22 protein-coding genes are annotated in these 17,683 nt (G+C 60.3%); 7 read left to right on the top strand and 15 right to left on the bottom strand.

Annotation, left to right across the window (positions count from 1 at the left end; translation table 11 throughout):
- Positions 1–10: 10 nt before the first annotated feature.
- The 3 genes from mltC to mutY form a co-directional block, all read right to left on the bottom strand.
- On the bottom strand, positions 11–1,087 hold the full coding sequence (mltC, locus tag H7A77_RS03505) for a membrane-bound lytic murein transglycosylase MltC (protein ID WP_033644661.1): 1,077 nt from the start codon (positions 1,085–1,087) through the stop codon (positions 11–13).
- Between the two features lie 63 nt (positions 1,088–1,150).
- Positions 1,151–1,423: an oxidative damage protection protein gene (locus tag H7A77_RS03500; protein ID WP_004937404.1), complete on the bottom strand. Its 273-nt coding sequence runs from the start codon at positions 1,421–1,423 to the stop codon at positions 1,151–1,153.
- Positions 1,420–2,520 carry an A/G-specific adenine glycosylase gene (gene mutY, locus H7A77_RS03495; protein ID WP_182073826.1) on the bottom strand — a complete coding sequence of 367 codons (1,101 nt, stop codon included), beginning with the start codon at positions 2,518–2,520 and terminating at the stop codon, positions 1,420–1,422. The genes H7A77_RS03500 and mutY overlap by 4 nt, the downstream gene beginning before the upstream one ends.
- A 175-nt stretch (positions 2,521–2,695) precedes the next feature.
- Here mutY and trmB point away from each other — a divergent pair, with 175 nt between their 5' ends.
- The 5 genes from trmB to H7A77_RS03470 all read left to right on the top strand — a co-directional run bounded on the left by trmB (position 2,696) and on the right by H7A77_RS03470 (position 6,168).
- The gene (trmB, locus tag H7A77_RS03490) at positions 2,696–3,415 is read left to right on the top strand and encodes a tRNA (guanosine(46)-N7)-methyltransferase TrmB (protein ID WP_004937410.1); all 720 of its coding nucleotides are present in this window, start codon (positions 2,696–2,698) and stop codon (positions 3,413–3,415) included.
- Entirely contained in the window at positions 3,415–3,741 is a 327-nt protein-coding gene (locus tag H7A77_RS03485; protein WP_004937412.1) for a YggL family protein, read from the top strand. The genes trmB and H7A77_RS03485 overlap by 1 nt, the downstream gene beginning before the upstream one ends.
- Positions 3,742–3,956: 215 nt before the next feature.
- The gene (gene glsB, locus H7A77_RS03480; protein WP_042785792.1) at positions 3,957–4,880 is read left to right on the top strand and encodes a glutaminase B; all 924 of its coding nucleotides are present in this window, start codon (positions 3,957–3,959) and stop codon (positions 4,878–4,880) included.
- A 30-nt stretch (positions 4,881–4,910) separates the two neighbouring features.
- A complete protein-coding gene (locus tag H7A77_RS03475; protein WP_015379052.1) occupies positions 4,911–5,633 on the top strand; it encodes a DUF2884 domain-containing protein in 723 nt (240 codons plus the stop codon).
- A gap of 100 nt (positions 5,634–5,733) precedes the next feature.
- Entirely contained in the window at positions 5,734–6,168 is a 435-nt protein-coding gene (locus H7A77_RS03470; RefSeq protein WP_016930094.1) for a DUF29 domain-containing protein, read from the top strand.
- Positions 6,169–6,205: 37 nt separating this feature from the next.
- On the opposite strand, the gene hemW is transcribed toward H7A77_RS03470, so the two are convergent.
- The 6 genes from hemW to H7A77_RS03440 are packed head-to-tail and all read right to left on the bottom strand — an operon-like array spanning position 6,206 to position 10,373.
- The gene (gene hemW / locus H7A77_RS03465) at positions 6,206–7,348 is read right to left on the bottom strand and encodes a radical SAM family heme chaperone HemW (RefSeq protein ID WP_182073825.1); all 1,143 of its coding nucleotides are present in this window, start codon (positions 7,346–7,348) and stop codon (positions 6,206–6,208) included.
- Complete coding sequence (locus H7A77_RS03460; RefSeq protein ID WP_182073824.1) at positions 7,341–7,934, bottom strand: XTP/dITP diphosphatase; 594 nt, start codon at positions 7,932–7,934, stop codon at positions 7,341–7,343. Before H7A77_RS03460 ends, hemW begins: the two co-directional genes overlap by 8 nt.
- A gap of 17 nt (positions 7,935–7,951) precedes the next feature.
- Positions 7,952–8,242 carry a DUF167 family protein YggU gene (gene yggU, locus H7A77_RS03455; protein ID WP_004948014.1) on the bottom strand — a complete coding sequence of 97 codons (291 nt, stop codon included), beginning with the start codon at positions 8,240–8,242 and terminating at the stop codon, positions 7,952–7,954.
- Positions 8,239–8,793: a YggT family protein gene (locus H7A77_RS03450; protein ID WP_042785370.1), complete on the bottom strand. Its 555-nt coding sequence runs from the start codon at positions 8,791–8,793 to the stop codon at positions 8,239–8,241. Before H7A77_RS03450 ends, yggU begins: the two co-directional genes overlap by 4 nt.
- A gap of 31 nt (positions 8,794–8,824) precedes the next feature.
- Positions 8,825–9,646 (bottom strand): pyrroline-5-carboxylate reductase, encoded by an 822-nt coding sequence (proC, locus tag H7A77_RS03445; RefSeq protein WP_033651322.1) that lies wholly within the window; start codon positions 9,644–9,646, stop codon positions 8,825–8,827.
- Positions 9,647–9,665: 19 nt separating this feature from the next.
- The gene (locus H7A77_RS03440) at positions 9,666–10,373 is read right to left on the bottom strand and encodes a YggS family pyridoxal phosphate-dependent enzyme (RefSeq protein WP_042785369.1); all 708 of its coding nucleotides are present in this window, start codon (positions 10,371–10,373) and stop codon (positions 9,666–9,668) included.
- Between the two features lie 20 nt (positions 10,374–10,393).
- Between H7A77_RS03440 and H7A77_RS03435 the strand changes: the two genes are divergently transcribed.
- Positions 10,394–11,416 carry a type IV pilus twitching motility protein PilT gene (locus tag H7A77_RS03435; protein ID WP_182073823.1) on the top strand — a complete coding sequence of 341 codons (1,023 nt, stop codon included), beginning with the start codon at positions 10,394–10,396 and terminating at the stop codon, positions 11,414–11,416.
- Here the strand turns inward: H7A77_RS03435 and ruvX are convergent.
- The 6 genes from ruvX to H7A77_RS03405 all read right to left on the bottom strand — a co-directional run bounded on the left by ruvX (position 11,413) and on the right by H7A77_RS03405 (position 15,617).
- Positions 11,413–11,835, bottom strand: coding sequence for a Holliday junction resolvase RuvX (gene ruvX / locus H7A77_RS03430; RefSeq protein WP_015379046.1), 423 nt, complete (start codon positions 11,833–11,835; stop codon positions 11,413–11,415). The two genes, H7A77_RS03435 and ruvX, sit on opposite strands and share 4 nt — an antisense overlap.
- Positions 11,835–12,398 carry a YqgE/AlgH family protein gene (locus H7A77_RS03425; RefSeq protein ID WP_004937452.1) on the bottom strand — a complete coding sequence of 188 codons (564 nt, stop codon included), beginning with the start codon at positions 12,396–12,398 and terminating at the stop codon, positions 11,835–11,837. Before H7A77_RS03425 ends, ruvX begins: the two co-directional genes overlap by 1 nt.
- A 147-nt stretch (positions 12,399–12,545) precedes the next feature.
- On the bottom strand, positions 12,546–13,496 hold the full coding sequence (gene gshB, locus H7A77_RS03420; protein ID WP_033651325.1) for a glutathione synthase: 951 nt from the start codon (positions 13,494–13,496) through the stop codon (positions 12,546–12,548).
- A gap of 10 nt (positions 13,497–13,506) precedes the next feature.
- Positions 13,507–14,238 (bottom strand): 16S rRNA (uracil(1498)-N(3))-methyltransferase, encoded by a 732-nt coding sequence (gene rsmE / locus H7A77_RS03415; RefSeq protein WP_025304244.1) that lies wholly within the window; start codon positions 14,236–14,238, stop codon positions 13,507–13,509.
- Positions 14,239–14,307: 69 nt separating this feature from the next.
- Positions 14,308–15,003 (bottom strand): deoxyribonuclease I, encoded by a 696-nt coding sequence (gene endA / locus H7A77_RS03410; RefSeq protein WP_025304243.1) that lies wholly within the window; start codon positions 15,001–15,003, stop codon positions 14,308–14,310.
- A gap of 101 nt (positions 15,004–15,104) precedes the next feature.
- Entirely contained in the window at positions 15,105–15,617 is a 513-nt protein-coding gene (locus H7A77_RS03405) for a SprT family zinc-dependent metalloprotease (RefSeq protein ID WP_089192248.1), read from the bottom strand.
- 349 nt (positions 15,618–15,966) lie between these two features.
- On the opposite strand from H7A77_RS03405, the gene fumA reads away from it, so the two are divergent.
- Entirely contained in the window at positions 15,967–17,613 is a 1,647-nt protein-coding gene (gene fumA, locus H7A77_RS03400; protein ID WP_089192247.1) for a class I fumarate hydratase FumA, read from the top strand.
- Positions 17,614–17,683: the final 70 nt, after the last annotated feature.

Raw genomic sequence — 17,683 nt, 5'->3', positions numbered from 1 at the left:
GCGGGAAGCGCTACTTTCTGCGGTAGCTCTTCTGCGCGGTATTCACTTTCACCAGATAGCGGCGCGACTCGGCGGCCGGGTGCTTGGTGGTCAGCGTTTGGTACACGTCGCCCGGCTGCATGCCGTTGATGATGCCCACCGCGCGCGTTCTGTCGCTGGAGAACACCCGCAGCACGCTGCCGGCGCCGCCGTTGTAAGCGGTGATCACCGCATAGCGGCGCGAGGTCGGGTTCTGAATGCCGCCCAGGTAGTTGTTCTGCAGGATCGCCAGGTAGGCGGTGCCGGTATCGATGTTGTTCTCCGGATCGAACAGGTAGCTGCGGCTCGGGGTGCCCCATTTGCCGCGCATCTGGAACACATCCTTACCGGCGGTGTGCTGCACCACCTGCATCAGGCCCAGCGCGTCCGAACCGCTCACCGCATACGGGTTGAAGCTCGATTCGGTCTGCATGATAGCCAGGATCAGCGACTCGTCCACGCCATATTTTTCCGACGCCTTGCGCACCATCGGCAGATATTTATGCGCACGTTTGTCCAGGTGGTTCGGCACCAGTTGGATGGTGACCGAGTAGATGACGTGCAGGCCGGAGGTGCGTTTTTGCAGCTTGGTTTGCAGCAGGTAATCGGCGAAGTGCGCCGCGCGCCATTCCCAGCGGATCGGCGCCCCTTTGTTATCCAGCACCTGGCCGTACAGGAACGGCTCTTTGCTGATCTGGATATCGTTGGCGTCGGAATAGAGGTCGATCGAACCCGGATCGTCACCCATCAGCAGCGTGCTGATGATCGCCTGGCGCAGGTGCGCGGCCGGATCGGTGGTGGCGATGGTCTCGACGGTGATGGCGCCGGTGTCGAAGTTGATGTGGCTGCGGGTTTGGTATTGGTCGGTGTACTTGACGTAGTCTTTCGGCCCGGCGATCAGAACTTCGTTCAGACCCCAGATGTTCTCGATGTTGTGGGCGAATTGGCCCATCAGAATGTCGAAGCCGTTGGTGTCTTTGATCCAGGCTTCGTTGATTTCTTCACTTTTTTTGCCGGAACAGGAGATCAGCAAAGGCGCTATTACGAGCAAAGCTAAAATTTTCTTCATCTTAAAGCCGTTTGGAAGAAGTATAAGAGGATTGAAGCGGGCCAGCGCCTGGCCCCAACAGCGTTATTCGCTCGGCGGCGTATAACCTTCGATGTGCACGTCGTGCCCTTCGAACAGGAATTTGATCATTTCCTCTTCCAGCAGTTTGCGGTCATCCACGTTCATCATGTTCAGCTTCTTCTCGTTGATCAGCATGGTCTGCTTCTTCATCCACTCGCCCCAGGCTTCCTTGGAGATCTCGTTGTAGATGCGCTTGCCGACGTCGCCGGGATAAAGCTGGAAGTCCTGGCCTTCGGCGTCGCGTTGAAGGAAAGTACAAAAAATGGTGCGGCTCATGCTAATTCCTCATCGATGGCGCTATCGCCATATAAGTTTTGTTGGATCGGGGGCTGCTTCGCCAGCTGTTGCAACAGGCGGTCCACCGGCGCTGCCAGCCCGACCGACGGCGGCTGCGCTAAGTTATACCAGAGACCCGCTCCCTCATCCATGCCGCTGCCCGCCGCGTCGAGCGACAGCCACATCGGCACGATATCGAGATGGAAATGGCTGAACGTGTGGCGAAACGCGGTCAGCTGTTCCAGGCGCTTGCCTTTCAGACCGCGCCGCTGCAGCCAGAGTTCCAAATCCACGCGCGCGCTGAACTGCGGGAAGCAGAACAGGCCGCCCCACAGGCCTACCGCCGGGCGCTGCTCCAGCCACACGCGGTCGCCGTGCTGCAGCAATAAGAAGTAGGCGGTTTTTTCCGGCAGGGTCTGCTTGGGCTTCTTGCCGGGGTAGTTGGCCCAGCTGTGGTTGGCGTAAGACAGGCAGCCGACGTTGAGCGGGCAGAGCTCACACTTGGGCTTGGAGCGGGTGCAGACCATGGCGCCCAGATCCATCATCGCCTGGTTGAACTGGCCGACGCCTTGGGCCGGGGTGACTTCTTCGCTGATTTTCCACAGCCGATTTTCGACCTCTTTTTTGCCCGGCCAGCCTTCCACCGCGTAGCAGCGAGCCAGCACGCGCTTCACGTTGCCGTCGAGGATCGGATAGTGTTGGCCCAGCGCCAACGACAGCACCGCGCCGGCGGTGGAGCGGCCGACGCCCGGTAAATCGGCGATTTCTGCGAAGGTTGTCGGGAACTCGCCGCCGTGCTGTGCGACAATGGTCTGCGCCGCTTTGTGCAGGTTGCGAGCGCGGGCGTAATAGCCGAGGCCGGTCCACAGATGCAGCACTTCGTCCAGCGGGGCCTCCGCCAGCGCGCGCACGTTGGGAAAACGGGCCATAAAGCGCTGAAAATAAGGAATGACGGTGGCAACCTGAGTCTGTTGCAACATCACTTCGGAGAGCCATACTTGATAGGCGGTTTTCTCCAGCTGCCATGGCAGGGTTTTGCGGCCGTAGCGCTGGTACCAGTCAAGCACCACCTGTGCGAATTGTTGTGCTTGCATCATGAAGAGTCGTTATCCGGCAGAAAATGAAGCGAGATTGCAGCATAGAGTCATGATGCTGTAAACCGGAACTTTCCGACGCCGCACGGCGGGTACAGAAGATGAACACTTGCTAAACCAATGTATCTTTGCATAATGCGCGTTTCCCTAATTGGCAGCCAAACAGACAGAAAGCACTATGATTAATGACGTCATCTCCCCGGAATTTGATGAGAACGGCCGCGCGATGCGCCGTATCCGCAGTTTTGTCCGCCGCCAGGGGCGGCTGACCAAAGGCCAGCAGCACGCGCTGGAGAACTATTGGCCGGTGATGGGCGTGGAGTATCAGGCTGACGCTGTCGATCTCGCCGCGCTGTTCGGCCGCGAAGCGCCGACGGTGCTGGAGATCGGTTTTGGCATGGGCGCCTCGCTGGTGACCATGGCGGGCAACAACCCGCAGCAGAACTTTTTAGGGATCGAAGTACACTCGCCGGGCGTGGGCGCCTGCCTGGCCGACGCCCACGAGGCGAAGCTGAGCAACCTGCGCGTAATGTGCCACGATGCGGTTGAAGTGCTGGAAAACATGATCCCGGACGGCTCGCTGGACATGGTGCAGCTGTTCTTCCCCGATCCGTGGCACAAGGCGCGCCACAACAAGCGCCGCATCGTGCAAACGCCGTTTGTCGAACTGGTGCTGCGCAAGCTGAAGACCGGCGGCGTTTTCCACATGGCCACCGATTGGCAACCTTATGCGGAACATATGTTAGAGGTTATGAACGGGGTCGCAGGCTACCGTAATCTTTCCAGCGATAATGATTATGTGCCGCGTCCGGATTCGCGCCCACTGACGAAATTTGAATTACGCGGCCAGCGCCTGGGACATGGCGTTTGGGACTTGATGTTTGAGAGGAAAGAATAATGGCTAAGAACCGCAGTCGTCGTTTACGTAAAAAGTTGCACATTGAAGAATTTCAGGAGTTGGGTTTCTCCGTAGCCTGGCGCTTCGCCGAAGGCACGTCGGTGGAAGATATCGACAGCACGCTGGATACCTTCATCGATGAAGTGATCGAGCCGAACGGTCTGGCGTTTGACGGCAGCGGCTACCTGCAGTGGGAAGGTCTGATCTGCCTGCAGAAGATCGGCCACTGCACCGACGAGCATCGCGAACTGGTGAAAAACTGGCTGGAAGCGCGCAAACTGACCGACGTTAAGGTCAGCGATCTGTTCGATATCTGGTGGGATTGATCGCGCTTGCCCGATGAGCGCGGCTTCGCGCCGCTTATTTCCCCCTAAATAATTGGATTCGCATCACGGCGGCAAGAGGGTGAGTCCCCAGGAGCTTACTTCAGTAAGTGACTGGGGTGAGCGCTCGCAGCCAACACAGATGCGGATTCAAGTATGACGGGGATGGATTTAAGGTGCCTTAACGGCGCCTTTGTTTTGCCCGGAGTGTGACCGAGGTGGTAACAACATTGGATAACGCGTTGCTGGAAGAGATCCTGCAACAGGTGCGCCCGCTGATTGGCCAGGGAAAAGTGGCCGACTACATCCCGGCGTTGGCGGAAGTGCCCGCCGATCGGCTGGCGATCGCCGTGTGTACGGTGGATGGCGAACTGTTCCAGGCCGGCGATGCCGCGGAGCGCTTCTCCATCCAGTCGATTTCCAAAGTGCTGAGCCTGACGCTGGCGCTGACGCGCTATCAGGAGCATGAGATCTGGCGGCGCGTTGGCAAAGAGCCTTCCGGCCTGCCGTTCAATTCGCTGCTGCAGCTGGAGATGGAGCAGGGCAAACCGCGCAATCCGTTTATCAACCCCGGCGCGCTGGTGGTGTGCGACATGCTGCAAACCCGGCTCAGCGCCCCCAAACAGCGCATGCTGGAGGTGGTGCGTCAGTTGGCCGGTGAAGACGACCTGGCCTATGACCTGCGGGTGGCGCGCTCCGAGTTCGAACACTCCGATCGCAATGCGGCCATCGCCTATCTGATGAAATCGTTCGGCAACTTCGAAAACGACGTCATCACCGTGCTGCAAACCTATTTCCACTATTGCGCGCTGCGCATGAGCTGCGTGGAACTGGCGCGCAGCTTCGTCTATCTGGCCAATCACGGCCGCGATCTCAGCGGCGAGGCGGTGATCAGCCCGCTGCAGGCGCGGCAGATCAACGCCCTGATGATGACCAGCGGCATGTACGACGGCGCCGGCGAATTCGCCTATCGGGTGGGGATGCCGGGCAAGTCCGGCGTGGGCGGCGGCATCGTGGCCATCGTGCCGGACGAACTGTCGATCGTCGTTTGGTCGCCGGAACTGGATGCTTCCGGCAACTCGCTGGCGGGAACTGCGGCGCTGGAACTGTTGTCTCAACGTATCGGTCGTTCGATTTTTTAATCCCAGTCTGGATGGGAGTCAGGAGAAGCTATGTTGAAGAAAACCGGGTTAGCCTTACTGCTGCTGGCGGCGACTGCCGCGCAGGCGCATGCCGAGTACCAGTGCAGCGTTAAACCCCAGGACGATGTGATCATCAGCCCGCAGAGCGTGCAGGTGAAAGGCGCCAGCGGCGATCTGCAAATATCGCCGGATGGCGACGTGATCCGCAACGGCCAGGCGCTGAGCTTGAACGACAGCCAGCGGCAGAAAGCCTTCAGTTACCAGAGCGCCTTGCGCAAACAGCTGCCGTGGATCGACGACGGCGCGCAGAAACACCTGGAGAAAGCCCGCGCAGCGCTGGATAAAGTGATCGTTAAAGAGCTGGGCAGCAACAGCAACGTGCGCAACCGGCTGACCACCCTGAATGGCCAACTGAAACAGCAGATGAACCGCATCATCGAGCACCGCAGCGACGGCCTGACCTTCCACCACAAGGCGATCGACCAGGTGGAGCAGGACGGCCGCAACATCGTGCAGCAGAGCATGGGCGGCGTGCTGCAGGACAGCCTGAACGAGATGGGCGTCAAACAGGCCGCCAACAGCGGCGGCAACCCGCTGCAGGCGATCATGGGCAATTTGGGCGGCTTGCAGAAGGCGATCCAGAACGAATGGAACAACCAGGAGCAGGACTTCCAGAACTTCGGTCATGACGTGTGCAACCGCGTCACCGCACTGGAAACCCAGCGCAAGGATCTGCTTAAGGCGTTGAAGTGAAATAAGAATCTTCTTGGTAGACCATTTTTTGACCTTCTGAAGCTTATCTGACAGACTGATCAAACTACGTACAGATTTATGGATGTTTACGGAGGACGCTATGAGCCATACACGTTACGAAACCGATGTTGTTGCCTGGGCAAATGAACAGGCCGCTCTTTTGCGCTCCGGAAAATTGTCTGAGATCGATATTGAAAAGATCGCCGAGGAGATTGAGGACGTGGGGAAGAGCGAGCAAAGGGAACTTGCTAGCCGGATGACGGTGCTGATTGCACATTTGCTTAAATGGAAATATCAGCCGGCCAGGCGCGGAACCAGCTGGGAAAGAACGATTAAAGCGCAGCGCAAAGAGGTGCTTTACAGCTTGAAAGAGTCGCCCAGCCTAAAAGGTAAACTGAGCGATGCCGATTGGCTGGATGTCGTCTGGTCGAAGGCCGTTGCGCTCGCCACGGCCGAAACCGGGCTGGATGTGTATCCGGAAAACGGCATCTGGGAAACTCAGCAGATTCTGTCTCAGACGTTTTACCCGGATTAACACTAATAAAAAAGCGCTGATCATTCAGCGCTTTTTTTTACTCGTCGTCCGCCAGGAACAGTTCCAGCAGCGAGTTGAGGAACAGTTTGCCCTTCTCGGTGATCTGCCAGTGCTCCGAGGTTTCTTCCAGATAGCCTTTGGCCAGCGCTTCGTCCAGCTGCGGGCGAATGACGCTTTCCGTCAGCCCGGTGTAGTTGGCGAAGTCGGCGCGCGGCGCGGCTTCCAGCAAGCGGAAGCGGTTCATGAAGAATTCGAACGGCCGATCCGCCGCCGCCACCTCATGCTGCTTGTCCATGTAGTCGCCGCGCATAAAGCCGCGCGGGTGCTTGGTCTTGGCGGTGCGCAGGATGCGTCCGTCGCTGAAGGTCACCTTGCCGTGCGCGCCGCAGCCGATCCCCAGATAGTCGCCGAAGCGCCAGTAGTTGAGATTGTGCTGGCATTGGTAGCCCGGCTTGGCGTAGGCCGAGGTTTCATACTGCTGATAGCCGGCGGCGCTCAGCAACTGGTGGCCGCGCTCGAAGATGTCCCACAGCGCATCGTCGTCCGGCAAAACCGGCGGGCGCGAGCTGAACAGGGTGTTCGGCTCGATGGTCAGCTGATACCACGACAGGTGCGGCGGATTGAGGGCGATAGCCTGGCGCAGATCGTCCAGCGCCTCTTCCAGCGACTGATCCGGCAGGCCGTGCATCAGATCGAGGTTGAAGCTGCGCAGGCCAAGATCGGTCGCCAGCGTCGCCGCGCGTTTGGCTTCTTCCGGGCCGTGGATGCGCCCCAGACGGTTCAGCTTCTCGGCGCTGAAGCTTTGCACCCCGATGGAGATGCGGTTGACGCCGGCGCGCTGGTAGCCGCTGAAGCGATCGGCCTCCACGGTGCCGGGATTGGCTTCCATGGTGATTTCGGCGTCGTCGGCGACGCGAATGCGCGCCCGCACGCCGTCCAGCAAGGCTTGCATCGCCTCGGCGCTCAGCAGGCTGGGGGTGCCGCCGCCGATAAAGATAGTGCTGATTTCCCGGCCGCCGGCCAGCGGCAGGTCGGCATCCAGATCCGCCAACAGATGATCGACATACTCCTGATGCGGCACGTCACCCTTCAGCGCATGGGAGTTGAAGTCGCAGTACGGGCATTTCTGCACGCACCACGGGATATGGATGTAGAGACTCAGCGGGGGCAGCTTAAGCATTGCGCATGGCTTCCAACATCAGCTTCAGCGCCTTGCCGCGGTGCGAAATCGCCCGCTTCTCGTCGCGGCTCAGCTCGGCGGCGGTGCGGCCCAGCTCCGGCACGTAGAAGACCGGATCGTAACCGAAACCGCCTTCACCGGCGGCCTGTTCGGTGATTTCGCCGGCCCAGCTGCCGTGGAACACCAGCGGCGTCGGATCTTGCGCATGGCGCAGATAGACCAGCACGCAGTGAAATTGCGCGCCGCGCCGGCCCGGCGCCACGTCTTTCATCGCCGCCAGCAGCTTGTCGAGGTTCTGCCGATCGTCGGCGTCTTCACCGGCGTAGCGCGCGGAGTAGATGCCCGGCGCGCCGCCCAGCGTATCTACCGCCAGACCGGAGTCGTCGGCGATCGCCGGCAGGCCGGTGACCTGTGCCGCATGGCGCGCTTTCAGAATGGCGTTTTCGATAAACGTCAGGCCGGTCTCTTCGGCGGACTCCACGCCCAGATCGGTTTGCGCGACCACGTCCAGGCCGAAATCGGCCAACAGGTCGGCGAGTTCGCGCACTTTGCCCGGGTTACCGGTGGCAAGAACGACTTTTTGCATAATGACTACCTTGAAAATTATTCGATGAGCGCCGCGACCACGGCGGGGATCTGTTGCGGATTCACGATGCGTAACTGTTTATGCCGCCCCAGTTCGCCTTTCTCGATGGTGACGTTGCTTTTCGCCACTTTGAACTGCTTGGCGATAAACTTGATCAAATGGGCGTTGGCTTGACCGTCGACCGGCGGGGCGGTGATGGCGACTTTCAGTTCGTCGCCATGCAAGCCGATAATTTGGTCGCGGCTGGCTTTCGGCTGAATATATAGCCTGATCGCCAGCCCGTCCAGCACGGGAGTGACTGCACTCACAGCAGGAACCAGATCTCGCCGAACACATCCATGCCCAGGTAGTTGATCAGATAGAGGATCAGGATCACTACCATGGCGGAAAAATCGATGCCGCCCATCGCCGGGATGATGCGACGGATCGGCGCCATCAACGGTTCGGTCAGTTGGTACATCACGTAGTCGATCGGGCTGCGGCCCTGGCTTACCCAGCTCATCAGCGCACGAATGATCATCACCCAGAAGATCAGGTAGCCGGCGGACTTAACCAGCGAGATCAGGCCGAACAGCAGGTTATACGGGCTGAGCGACAGCGCGTGGCTTTGTATCAGCAGCAGCAGCGGGTACTTGATGGTCATCAGCAGGAACGCCAGCAGCAGCGAAGCGCTGTCGATAGGCCCAAGCGATGGGATGATGCGGCGCAGCGGGCCGACCACCGGTTGGGTGATCTTCACCACAAACTGCGAGAACGGGTTGTAAAAATCGGTGCGCGTCCATTGCATCCAAATGCGCAGCAACAGCACCATCACGTACAGATCAATAACGGTCTTGACCAGGAAAGTCAGCGTTAGCATGAAGTGGTCCTTCTCCTTAACTCGGGGTTATTTAAAATAATTTTTCCATTTCTTGCGCACGAGAAACGGCGGCCTGCATCGCTTGCGCCACGGTTTCCGGCAGTTGGCGTTCGTTGAACACCCGCAGCGCTTCGGCGGTGGTGCCGCCTTTGGAGGTCACCTGCTCGCGCAGCGTGCCCAGCGGCGTATCCGGGTTGGCTTCAACCAGCGCGGCGGCGCCGGTAGCGGCCTGCTGCACCAGATCGCGCGCGGTCTGGCTGTCGAAGCCCATGCGTTCGGCCTCTTTTTGCATCGCTTCCATAAACAGGAAGAAATAAGCCGGGGCGCTGCCCGCAGCGGCGATCACGCCGTTGATGCCATTTTCGTCATCTACCCAGCAAACTTTACCGACCGAGGCCATTAAATCGCCGGTGTAGTCGCGATCCTGTTGGCTGACCTGCGCCGGCGCGTACAGCCCGCTCATGCCCTTGCCGACCAGCGACGGGGTGTTGGGCATGATGCGCACGATGTCCAGTTGGTCGCCGAGCAACTGATAGAAACGGCTGACCTGAATGCCGGCGGCGATCGACAGCACCAGTTTGCCGCCGAAATCGACCTGTTCGCGCAGCGGCTGACACACGTCGGCCATCATTTGCGGTTTGACCGCCAGTACCACGACGTCGGCTTCACGCGCGCAGGCGACGTTGTCGCCGCTGCTGACGATGCCGTAGTCCGCCGCCAGCGCGTCACGGTTTTTCGGCGAAGGGGCGCAGACGCTGATGGATTTGGCCGGATAGCCGCCCGCGACCAGGCCGGCGATGATTGCACGCGCCATGTTGCCGGCGCCGATAAAGGTAATCTTGCGATGTTGCATCAAATCCCTCGTCTGTTTGTCAGGCCTGCGAGTAGTCGCGGGCGCCAAAAATTGCGGTGCCGATGCGCACCAGGGTGCTGCCTGCGGCGATCGCCGCCGCCATATCGTCCGTCATGCCCATCGACAGCGTATCGGCCTGCGGATAACGCTGACGCAGGGCGAGAAATGCGTCGTTCATCCGGCTGAATACCGCCAACTGCCGCTGATAATCCGTTTCCGGCGCCGGGATGGCCATCAGGCCGCGCAGCGCCAGATTCGGCAGCGCCGCGATCGCGTCGGCCAACGCCGGCAGTTCGTTCAACGCGATGCCGGATTTGCTCTGCTCATCGCTGATGTTGATTTGAATCAGCACGTTGAGCGGCGGCATGTCGGCCGGGCGCTGATCGCTCAGGCGCTGGGCGATGCGCAGCCGATCCACGGTATGACACCAGGCGAAATGTTCCGCCACCAGCCGACTCTTATTGGATTGCAGCGGGCCGATAAAGTGCCACACCAACTCACCGCCCTGCGGCGACTCGGCGAAATGCCGGATCTTGTCTACCCCTTCCTGCACGTAGTTCTCGCCGAAGGCGCGCTGGCCGGCGGCGATGGCTTCTTCGATCGCCGCCACAGGTTTGGTTTTGCTGACTGCAAGCAGAGCAACGTCTTCCGGCGCCCGTGCGCAGTTTTGCGCGGCGGCCGCGATGCGGTTTCTGACATCCTGCAGGTTCTGTTGGATAGTGCTCATTATTGACCCGGGAGAGTGATATGGATATCGATGAATTCGTGGCCCTTAGTGTAAAGCATAATGCTTCCGATCTGCACCTTTGTGCCGGTCATCCGCCGATGTTGCGCATCGACGGTGAACTGCAGCCGCTGGCGGCGGCGCCAACGCTGACGGCGCAAGGCGCGCAGGCCCTCTGCGATGGATTGCTGAATGCGCAGCAGCGCGAGAGCCTGCGGCGGCTGGGGCAGGTCGATCTGGCGTTGCACAGGCCGGGCGGGGAGCGGTTGCGCGCCAACGTTTTTCAACAAAGCGCGGGGATTTCTCTCGCGTTGCGGCGTATCGCCGGGCAATCGCCTTCGCTTGCCGAGCTGGCGGCGCCGGCCATCGTCCCGGCGCTGCTGCGGCGCGCCGACGGATTGATCCTGGTCACCGGCGCCACCGGCAGCGGCAAGTCCACCACGCTGGCGGCGATGATCGACGAGATCAACCGGCACCAGCAGCGGCATATTTTGACGCTGGAAGATCCGATCGAGTTCCTGCATCGCAGCCGGCGATCGCTGATCCAGCAGCGGGAGATCGGCCGCGACAGCCACAGCTTCGATGCGGCGTTGCGCGCCGCGCTGCGCGAAGATCCGGATGTGATCCTGCTGGGCGAGCTGCGCGATACCGCCACCATCCGGCTGGCGCTCACTGCGGCGGAGACCGGCCACCTGGTGCTGACGACGCTGCATACCCGCAGCGCGCCGCAGGCGGTAGAACGGCTGGTGGACGTGTTTCCGGCGGAAGAGAAACCCTATGTGCGCGCCCAGCTGGCGGGCAGCCTGCAAGCGGTGATCGCGCAAAAGCTGATGAGGCGCCCCGGCGGCGGACGAGTGGCGATCTTTGAAGTGCTGACGGCGACGGCGGCGGTCAGCAACCTGATCCGTGAAGGGAAAACGCATCAGTTGGCGAGCGTGTTGCAAACCGGCGCGCAGTCCGGCATGCAAACCTTTGAGCAAGGTTTGCAGCAGCGGATCGACGCCGGTGTGTTGGGGGACTGCGCGGGGGAGGGAACGGGCGTTTAGCCCAGCTGCCGTTCGAACCAGCTTTCGAGGATAACCACCGCGGAGGCGGAATCCACGCTGCCTTTATCAAGCGCGCGGAAGCCGCCGCGATCGAACAGGTTGGCGCGCGCCTCCACGGTGCTCAGGCGCTCGTCATGCAGATCGATCTGGATGCCGAAGCGGCCGTGCAGGCGGTTGGCGAACTTGCGCGCCTGGGCGGTAACGGGCTGTTCGGTGCCGTCCATGTTCAGCGGCAGGCCGACCACCACCAAATCCGGCTGCCACTCCTTCAGCAGTTTTTCGATTTTCAGCCAGTCCGGCGAACCGTCCTGCGCTTTGAAAGCCGGCAGGGCGCGGGCGCTGCCGGTCAACTCCTGGCCGACGGCCGCGCCGATGCTTTTGGTGCCAAAGTCGAAGGCGATAATGGTGCGGTTACTCATCAGGCGTGTCCTGCGTGGTTGGCGATGCTGCGAATGTCGATACCCAAAAGGTTCCCCGCCTCGCGCCAGCGGCTGGCGATCGGCGTGCGGAACAAAATGTCGGTGTTGGCTTCGATGGTCAGCCAGGCGTTTTCCAATACTTCCTGCTCCAACTGGCCCTTTTCCCAACCCGCATAACCCAGCGCCACCAGCACGTCGTCCGGTTGCTCCGGCGTGCCGAGCGTTTCCAGCACGTCTTTCGAGGTGGTGATCATGGTGTTGGGGGAAATTTGAATGCTGGCGCCAAAGCCGTGGCGCGGCGTATGCAGGATAAATCCGCGATCGTCCGCCAGGGGGCCGCCGGCGAACACCGGTTTGTCCAGGCTGATGGCCGGATCGCGCGCAGGCGGCATGATCTTCAGCTTGCTCAGCACCGTGGCTACCGTGAACTGCTCCACCGGTTTATTGATCACCAAACCCATGGCGCCTTCTTCATTGTGCTCGCAAATGTAAATCACCGAGCGCTTGAAGCGAGGATCCTGCAGCGTTGGCATGGCGATCAGAAAATGGTGCTGTAAATTCATGGCGTTAGTATAAGGTAATCAATGGGTGAGAAAATAAACAGCCGCCAGTATGCGGCTATACCCGCCGCCTTTCAAGCCGCTGCCGGAAAGGCGGGCTTTGGCGGGCGCGATACAGAATAGCGGGCGGCATGCCGCCCGCATGACGCATTATTTCGCCGCCAGGCGCTTTTCAATGGCGTCCATCAGCATGCCGGTAATCGAAATCGGGAATGCCGCCTCGATCTCGCGCGCGCAGGTTGGGCTGGTGACGTTGATTTCGGTCAGGCGATCGCCGATCACGTCCAGGCCGACGAAGATCAGCCCTTTCTCTTTCAGCGTCGGGGCGACGGCGCGGGCGATTTTCCAGTCGCTTTCGCTCAGCGGGCGCGCTTCGCCGCGGCCGCCGGCCGCCAGGTTGCCGCGGGTCTCACCCTGCGCCGGAATGCGCGCCAGGCAGTAAGGCACCGGCTCGCCGTCCACCACCAGGATGCGCTTGTCGCCGTCCTTGATCGCCGGCAGGAAGTTCTGCGCCATGCAGAAACGGCTGCCGTGTTCGGTCAGGGTTTCGATGATCACCGACAGGTTAGGATCGTCCTGCTTCACGCGGAAGATAGACGCGCCGCCCATGCCGTCCAGCGGTTTCAGGATGATGTCGCCGTGCTGCTGGTGGAATTTGCGGATGTGCGCGGCGCTGCGGCTGACCAGCGTATCCGGCGTCAGTTCCGAGAACCAGGCGGTGAACAGCTTCTCGTTGCAGTCGCGCAGGCTTTGCGGCTTGTTGACCACCAGCGTGCCTTTGACTTCGGCGCGTTCCAGAATGTAGGTCGCGTAGATGTATTCGGTATCGAACGGCGGATCCTTGCGCATCAGGATCACGTCCAGATCGTGCAGCGCCAGATCCTGCTCGGCGCCGAAGCTGAACCAGCTCTCCTTGTCTTCCTTCACGCTCAGCAGGCGGGTGCGGGCGCGCCCGTCACCGGCGTGCAGATAGAGATCGTTCATCTCCATGTAGTGCAATTCGTAACCGCGGCGCTGCGCTTCGAGCAGCATGGCGAAGCTGGTGTCTTTCTTGATGTTGATGGAATCGATAGGATCCATCACGATGCCGAGCTTAATCATCTTTTCTCCTTTAACCCAGGTCGCCGAAGCGGACCTGCAGAGCGGTAATGGCGGTGAGCGCTGTGGTTTCGGTACGCAGAACGCGTGGTCCCAGCAGAATATCAGTAAATCCGTGGTCGGTGGTCATGGCGATTTCGTCGGCGGACAAACCGCCTTCCGGGCCGATCAGCAGGCGAACGCGGTCTACCGGCTGCGGCAGCGTGTTGATGCTGTGGCTGGCGCGCGGGTGCAGGTTGAGTTTCAGGCTGCCGTCCTGCTCGGCGCACCAGGCCTCCAGCGACATCGCCTCGCGGATTTCGGGAATGCGGTTGCGGCCGCACTGTTCGCAGGCGGCGATGGCGATCTTCTGCCATTGTTGGATTTTCTTCGCCAGACGCTCGCCGTCCAACTTGACGCCGCAGCGCTCGGAAAACAGCGGGGTGATGACGTTGACGCCCAGCTCGATGGATTTCTGGATGGTGAACTCCATCTTCTCGCCGCGCGAGATCACCTGGCCCAGATGCAGGTTGAGCGGCGATTCGATGTCCTCCACGCGGCCGTCGCCGAGGCGCACCAGCACGCTCTTTTTGTCCACCCGGACTATCTCGGCGTCGAACACCTGGTTGCTGCCGTCGAACAGCTGCAGCGCCTGGCCGGCGCTCATGCGCAGCACGCGCCCGACGTGGTTGGCGGCGTCCTCGCTGAGGGCGATCTCCGCCCGGTCGGTCAACGGCTGCGGATGGTAAATGCGGGGTATGCGCATGGGTAGTCTGATCCTGACGAAACGGCGCCGCGGGTTGGCGGCGCCATGAAAGATAAAGGCTATAGTAGGTTAGCTTTTCCGCTGCTGACAAGCCTGTTGAATATAGGGGTTGTGGTTGCCCTGCACCTTGGCGATACGTGCTTCACGCTGACATTCCCATTGGCTCACCGGATATTGCCGGTTCCACACCTCGAACAGTTGGGTTTGCTGGCGTGACAGCCGCAGCTGGTAGCGATCGCGCATGTAGAAGTAGGTGCGGGCAATGGCGCCGCGGGCGCGGGCGGGCGGCTCCGCCTGTTTATTCTTGAAGTCCACCTTCATTGGGCACTGCCCGTATTGGCCTGCGCCGCCGTTCCATTGGCTGTACATGAAGTTGTTGCGGTCGCCGTTCACTTCGCCGATCGCCGGCTGCAGGTTGTGCAGATCGGTTTCTATCTGGCGATAGGTGGCGTCCTTATTGCAGTTTTTGCGTCCGCCGTCTTGCCAGCACTGCAGTTGGTGGCCGAACTGCCAGGCCGGCACCACGTGTTCCCACTCGATGCGCTGCGCGCGCTGGGCGTTTTTACGCACCTGATAGCCGCAGCCGGCGAGATCCGGGATGCCCTTCTTGCCTTGCCAGTCGATGCGGCAGCCGCAGTAAAAGCTGCCCGGCGCATCCTGGTTAATCTTGGCCGCCGCCGCTTTGGCCTGAGAGAAGTTATTGATGCCGTGCGCCTGTACGGCGCCTGCGGCGAAAACCGCCATAAACAAAATTCTGCGAAGCATATTCCAAAACAGCTCAAAATTGGAAAAGCAGGCAGGGTAACGGAACTTGCCGGTAGTGGCAAATGGCGATATTTGCTTGTTTTAACGTATAAATCGTTTAACTAAAGGTTCTCGCTAGCAAGAAATTTCAGTTTTTCGCCGCATCGGCGGCAGCGGTATTCGCTTTCGCCGCGCAGCACGCGGTTATGGCGGCGAATGGTGAGCGGGTGCTGCCCACAGGCGCAGCGGTAGGGGAAGGTCTTGCTTTGCACCGAGGCGGTTTCGAAACGGTGAGTGCGGCTGGCGGGCGTCAGCAGCACGCTTTCCATCATCCAGCGCCATTCGCGGCCGTGCGGCGCCACCCGGCCGAATTGGCGAAACACCAGCAGGTGCGCCAGTTCGTGCGGCACCACTTCATCGATAAACGGCTGTTGGTTTTCCAGCAGCAGCACCGGGTTCAGGCGGATTTCCCAGCTTTGCAGCCAGGCGGTGCCCGCGCTGGTGCCGCGTTGCTGATAGACGATGCTGGGTTCGGGGAACTCGACGGCAAAATGCTGGCGGGCCAACTGCAGCTTTTCTCGCAGGCAGCGCATCACCGCTTGTTGCAGCACGATGGGGATTCTCGGTTTGTTCATTGCGGCTAGCTTAAGCAATGGCGCGGCGGCTGACAATACGCACCGGCGCAAATCGCATCCGGCGCTTTTTCGCCACATTGATAAAGCGATCGCCACCGATGGATTGTAATCAATGTGTTAACTGCGGGATAATAAAGCGTGCATGATGAGCCTGTACCCGCAGTTCTCACCGAGCAAGGTTGAAACGCCGCCTGTGGCAATCCCTTACGCAAAGAGCGGTTATTTTGCGATTTGGCGCAATAACTGACTGATTAAAAATACGTAAGGTGAAGGCAGTTTTTTGACAAGGCGCCGCCTCGCGCGCCGCAAGTGTGAATTTAACGCAGCTGATGTTGCAAGTGAGAGATCAATGTCGAATAAACCGTTCCACTATCAAGATCCGTTCCCGCTGAAGAAAGACGATACCGAATATTACCTGCTGAGCCGCGACCACGTTTCCGTGAGCGAGTTTGAAGGCCAGGAAATACTGAAAGTTGCCCCAGAAGCGTTAACCCTGCTTGCCCAGCATGCGTTCCACGACGCGTCGTTCATGCTGCGCCCGGCGCACCAACAGCAGGTGGCCGATATCCTCAAAGATCCGGACGCCAGCGAAAACGACAAGTACGTTGCGCTGCAATTTCTGCGTAACTCAGAAATCGCCGCCAAGGGTATTTTACCGACCTGCCAGGACACCGGCACGGCGATCATCGTCGGCAAAAAGGGCCAGCGCGTCTGGACCGGCGGCGGCGATGAAGAAGCGTTGTCGCGTGGGGTGTACAACACCTACATCGAAGAGAACCTGCGCTATTCGCAGAACGCCGCGCTGGATATGTACAAAGAGGTCAATACCGGCAGCAACCTGCCGGCGCAGATCGATCTCTACAGCGTTGACGGCGAAGAGTACAAGTTCCTGTGCATCGCCAAGGGCGGCGGTTCAGCCAACAAAACCTATCTGTATCAGGAAACCAAGGCGCTGCTGTCGCCGGGCAAGCTGAAAAACTACCTGGTCGACAAGATGCGCACGCTGGGCACTGCGGCCTGCCCGCCGTACCACGTGGCGTTCGTCATCGGCGGCACCTCGGCGGAAGCGACGCTGAAAACCGTCAAACTGGCCTCGACCAAGTATTACGATGGCCTGCCGACCGAAGGCAACGAGCATGGTCAGGCGTTCCGCGATCTGGAACTCGAAGCGGAACTGCTGCAAGAAGCGCAAAAACTGGGGCTGGGCGCGCAGTTCGGCGGCAAATACTTCGCGCACGATATCCGCGTCGTGCGTTTGCCGCGTCATGGCGCCTCCTGCCCGGTCGGCATGGGCGTTTCCTGTTCGGCGGACCGCAACATCAAAGGCAAGATCAACCGCGACGGCATCTGGCTGGAAAAACTGGAGCACAATCCGGGTAAATTCATTCCTCAGGAGCTGCGCCAGGCCGGGGAAGGCGAGGCGATCAAGGTCGATCTCAACCGTCCGATGGCCGAGATCCTCAAACAGCTGTCGCAGTACCCGGTTTCCACCCGCCTGTCGCTGAGCGGCACCATCATCGTTGGCCGCGATATCGCGCACGCCAAGCTGAAAGAGCGCCTGGATCGCGGTGAGGGCCTGCCGCAGTACGTCAAGGATCACCCGATCTACTACGCCGGCCCGGCTAAAACGCCGGAAGGCTATGCGTCCGGTTCCTTGGGGCCGACCACCGCCGGGCGTATGGATTCCTACGTCGATCTGCTGCAATCTCACGGCGGCAGCATGATCATGCTGGCGAAAGGCAACCGCAGCCAGCAGGTGACGGATGCCTGCCACAAGCACGGCGGCTTCTACCTCGGCAGCATCGGCGGCCCGGCGGCGGTGCTGGCGCAGCAGAGCATCAAGAGCCTGGAGTGCGTGGAGTACCCTGAATTGGGCATGGAAGCGATCTGGAAAATCGAAGTGGAAGATTTCCCGGCGTTTATCCTGGTGGATGACAAAGGCAATGACTTCTTCCAGAAGATCCAGGCCGGCCAATGCGCCAGCTGCCTGAAATAAGCGTTGCCCCCTTCGCCGCCCGCGGGCGGTGATGGGGGACTGTGTAAAGTCCTGTAGCTTGCTGGACGGC

The organism is Serratia sp. ME47, from assembly GCF_903970925.1.
GTDB lineage: Bacteria > Pseudomonadota > Gammaproteobacteria > Enterobacterales > Enterobacteriaceae > Serratia > Serratia ureilytica.
This window is presented reverse-complemented; position numbering and strand designations above follow the sequence as displayed.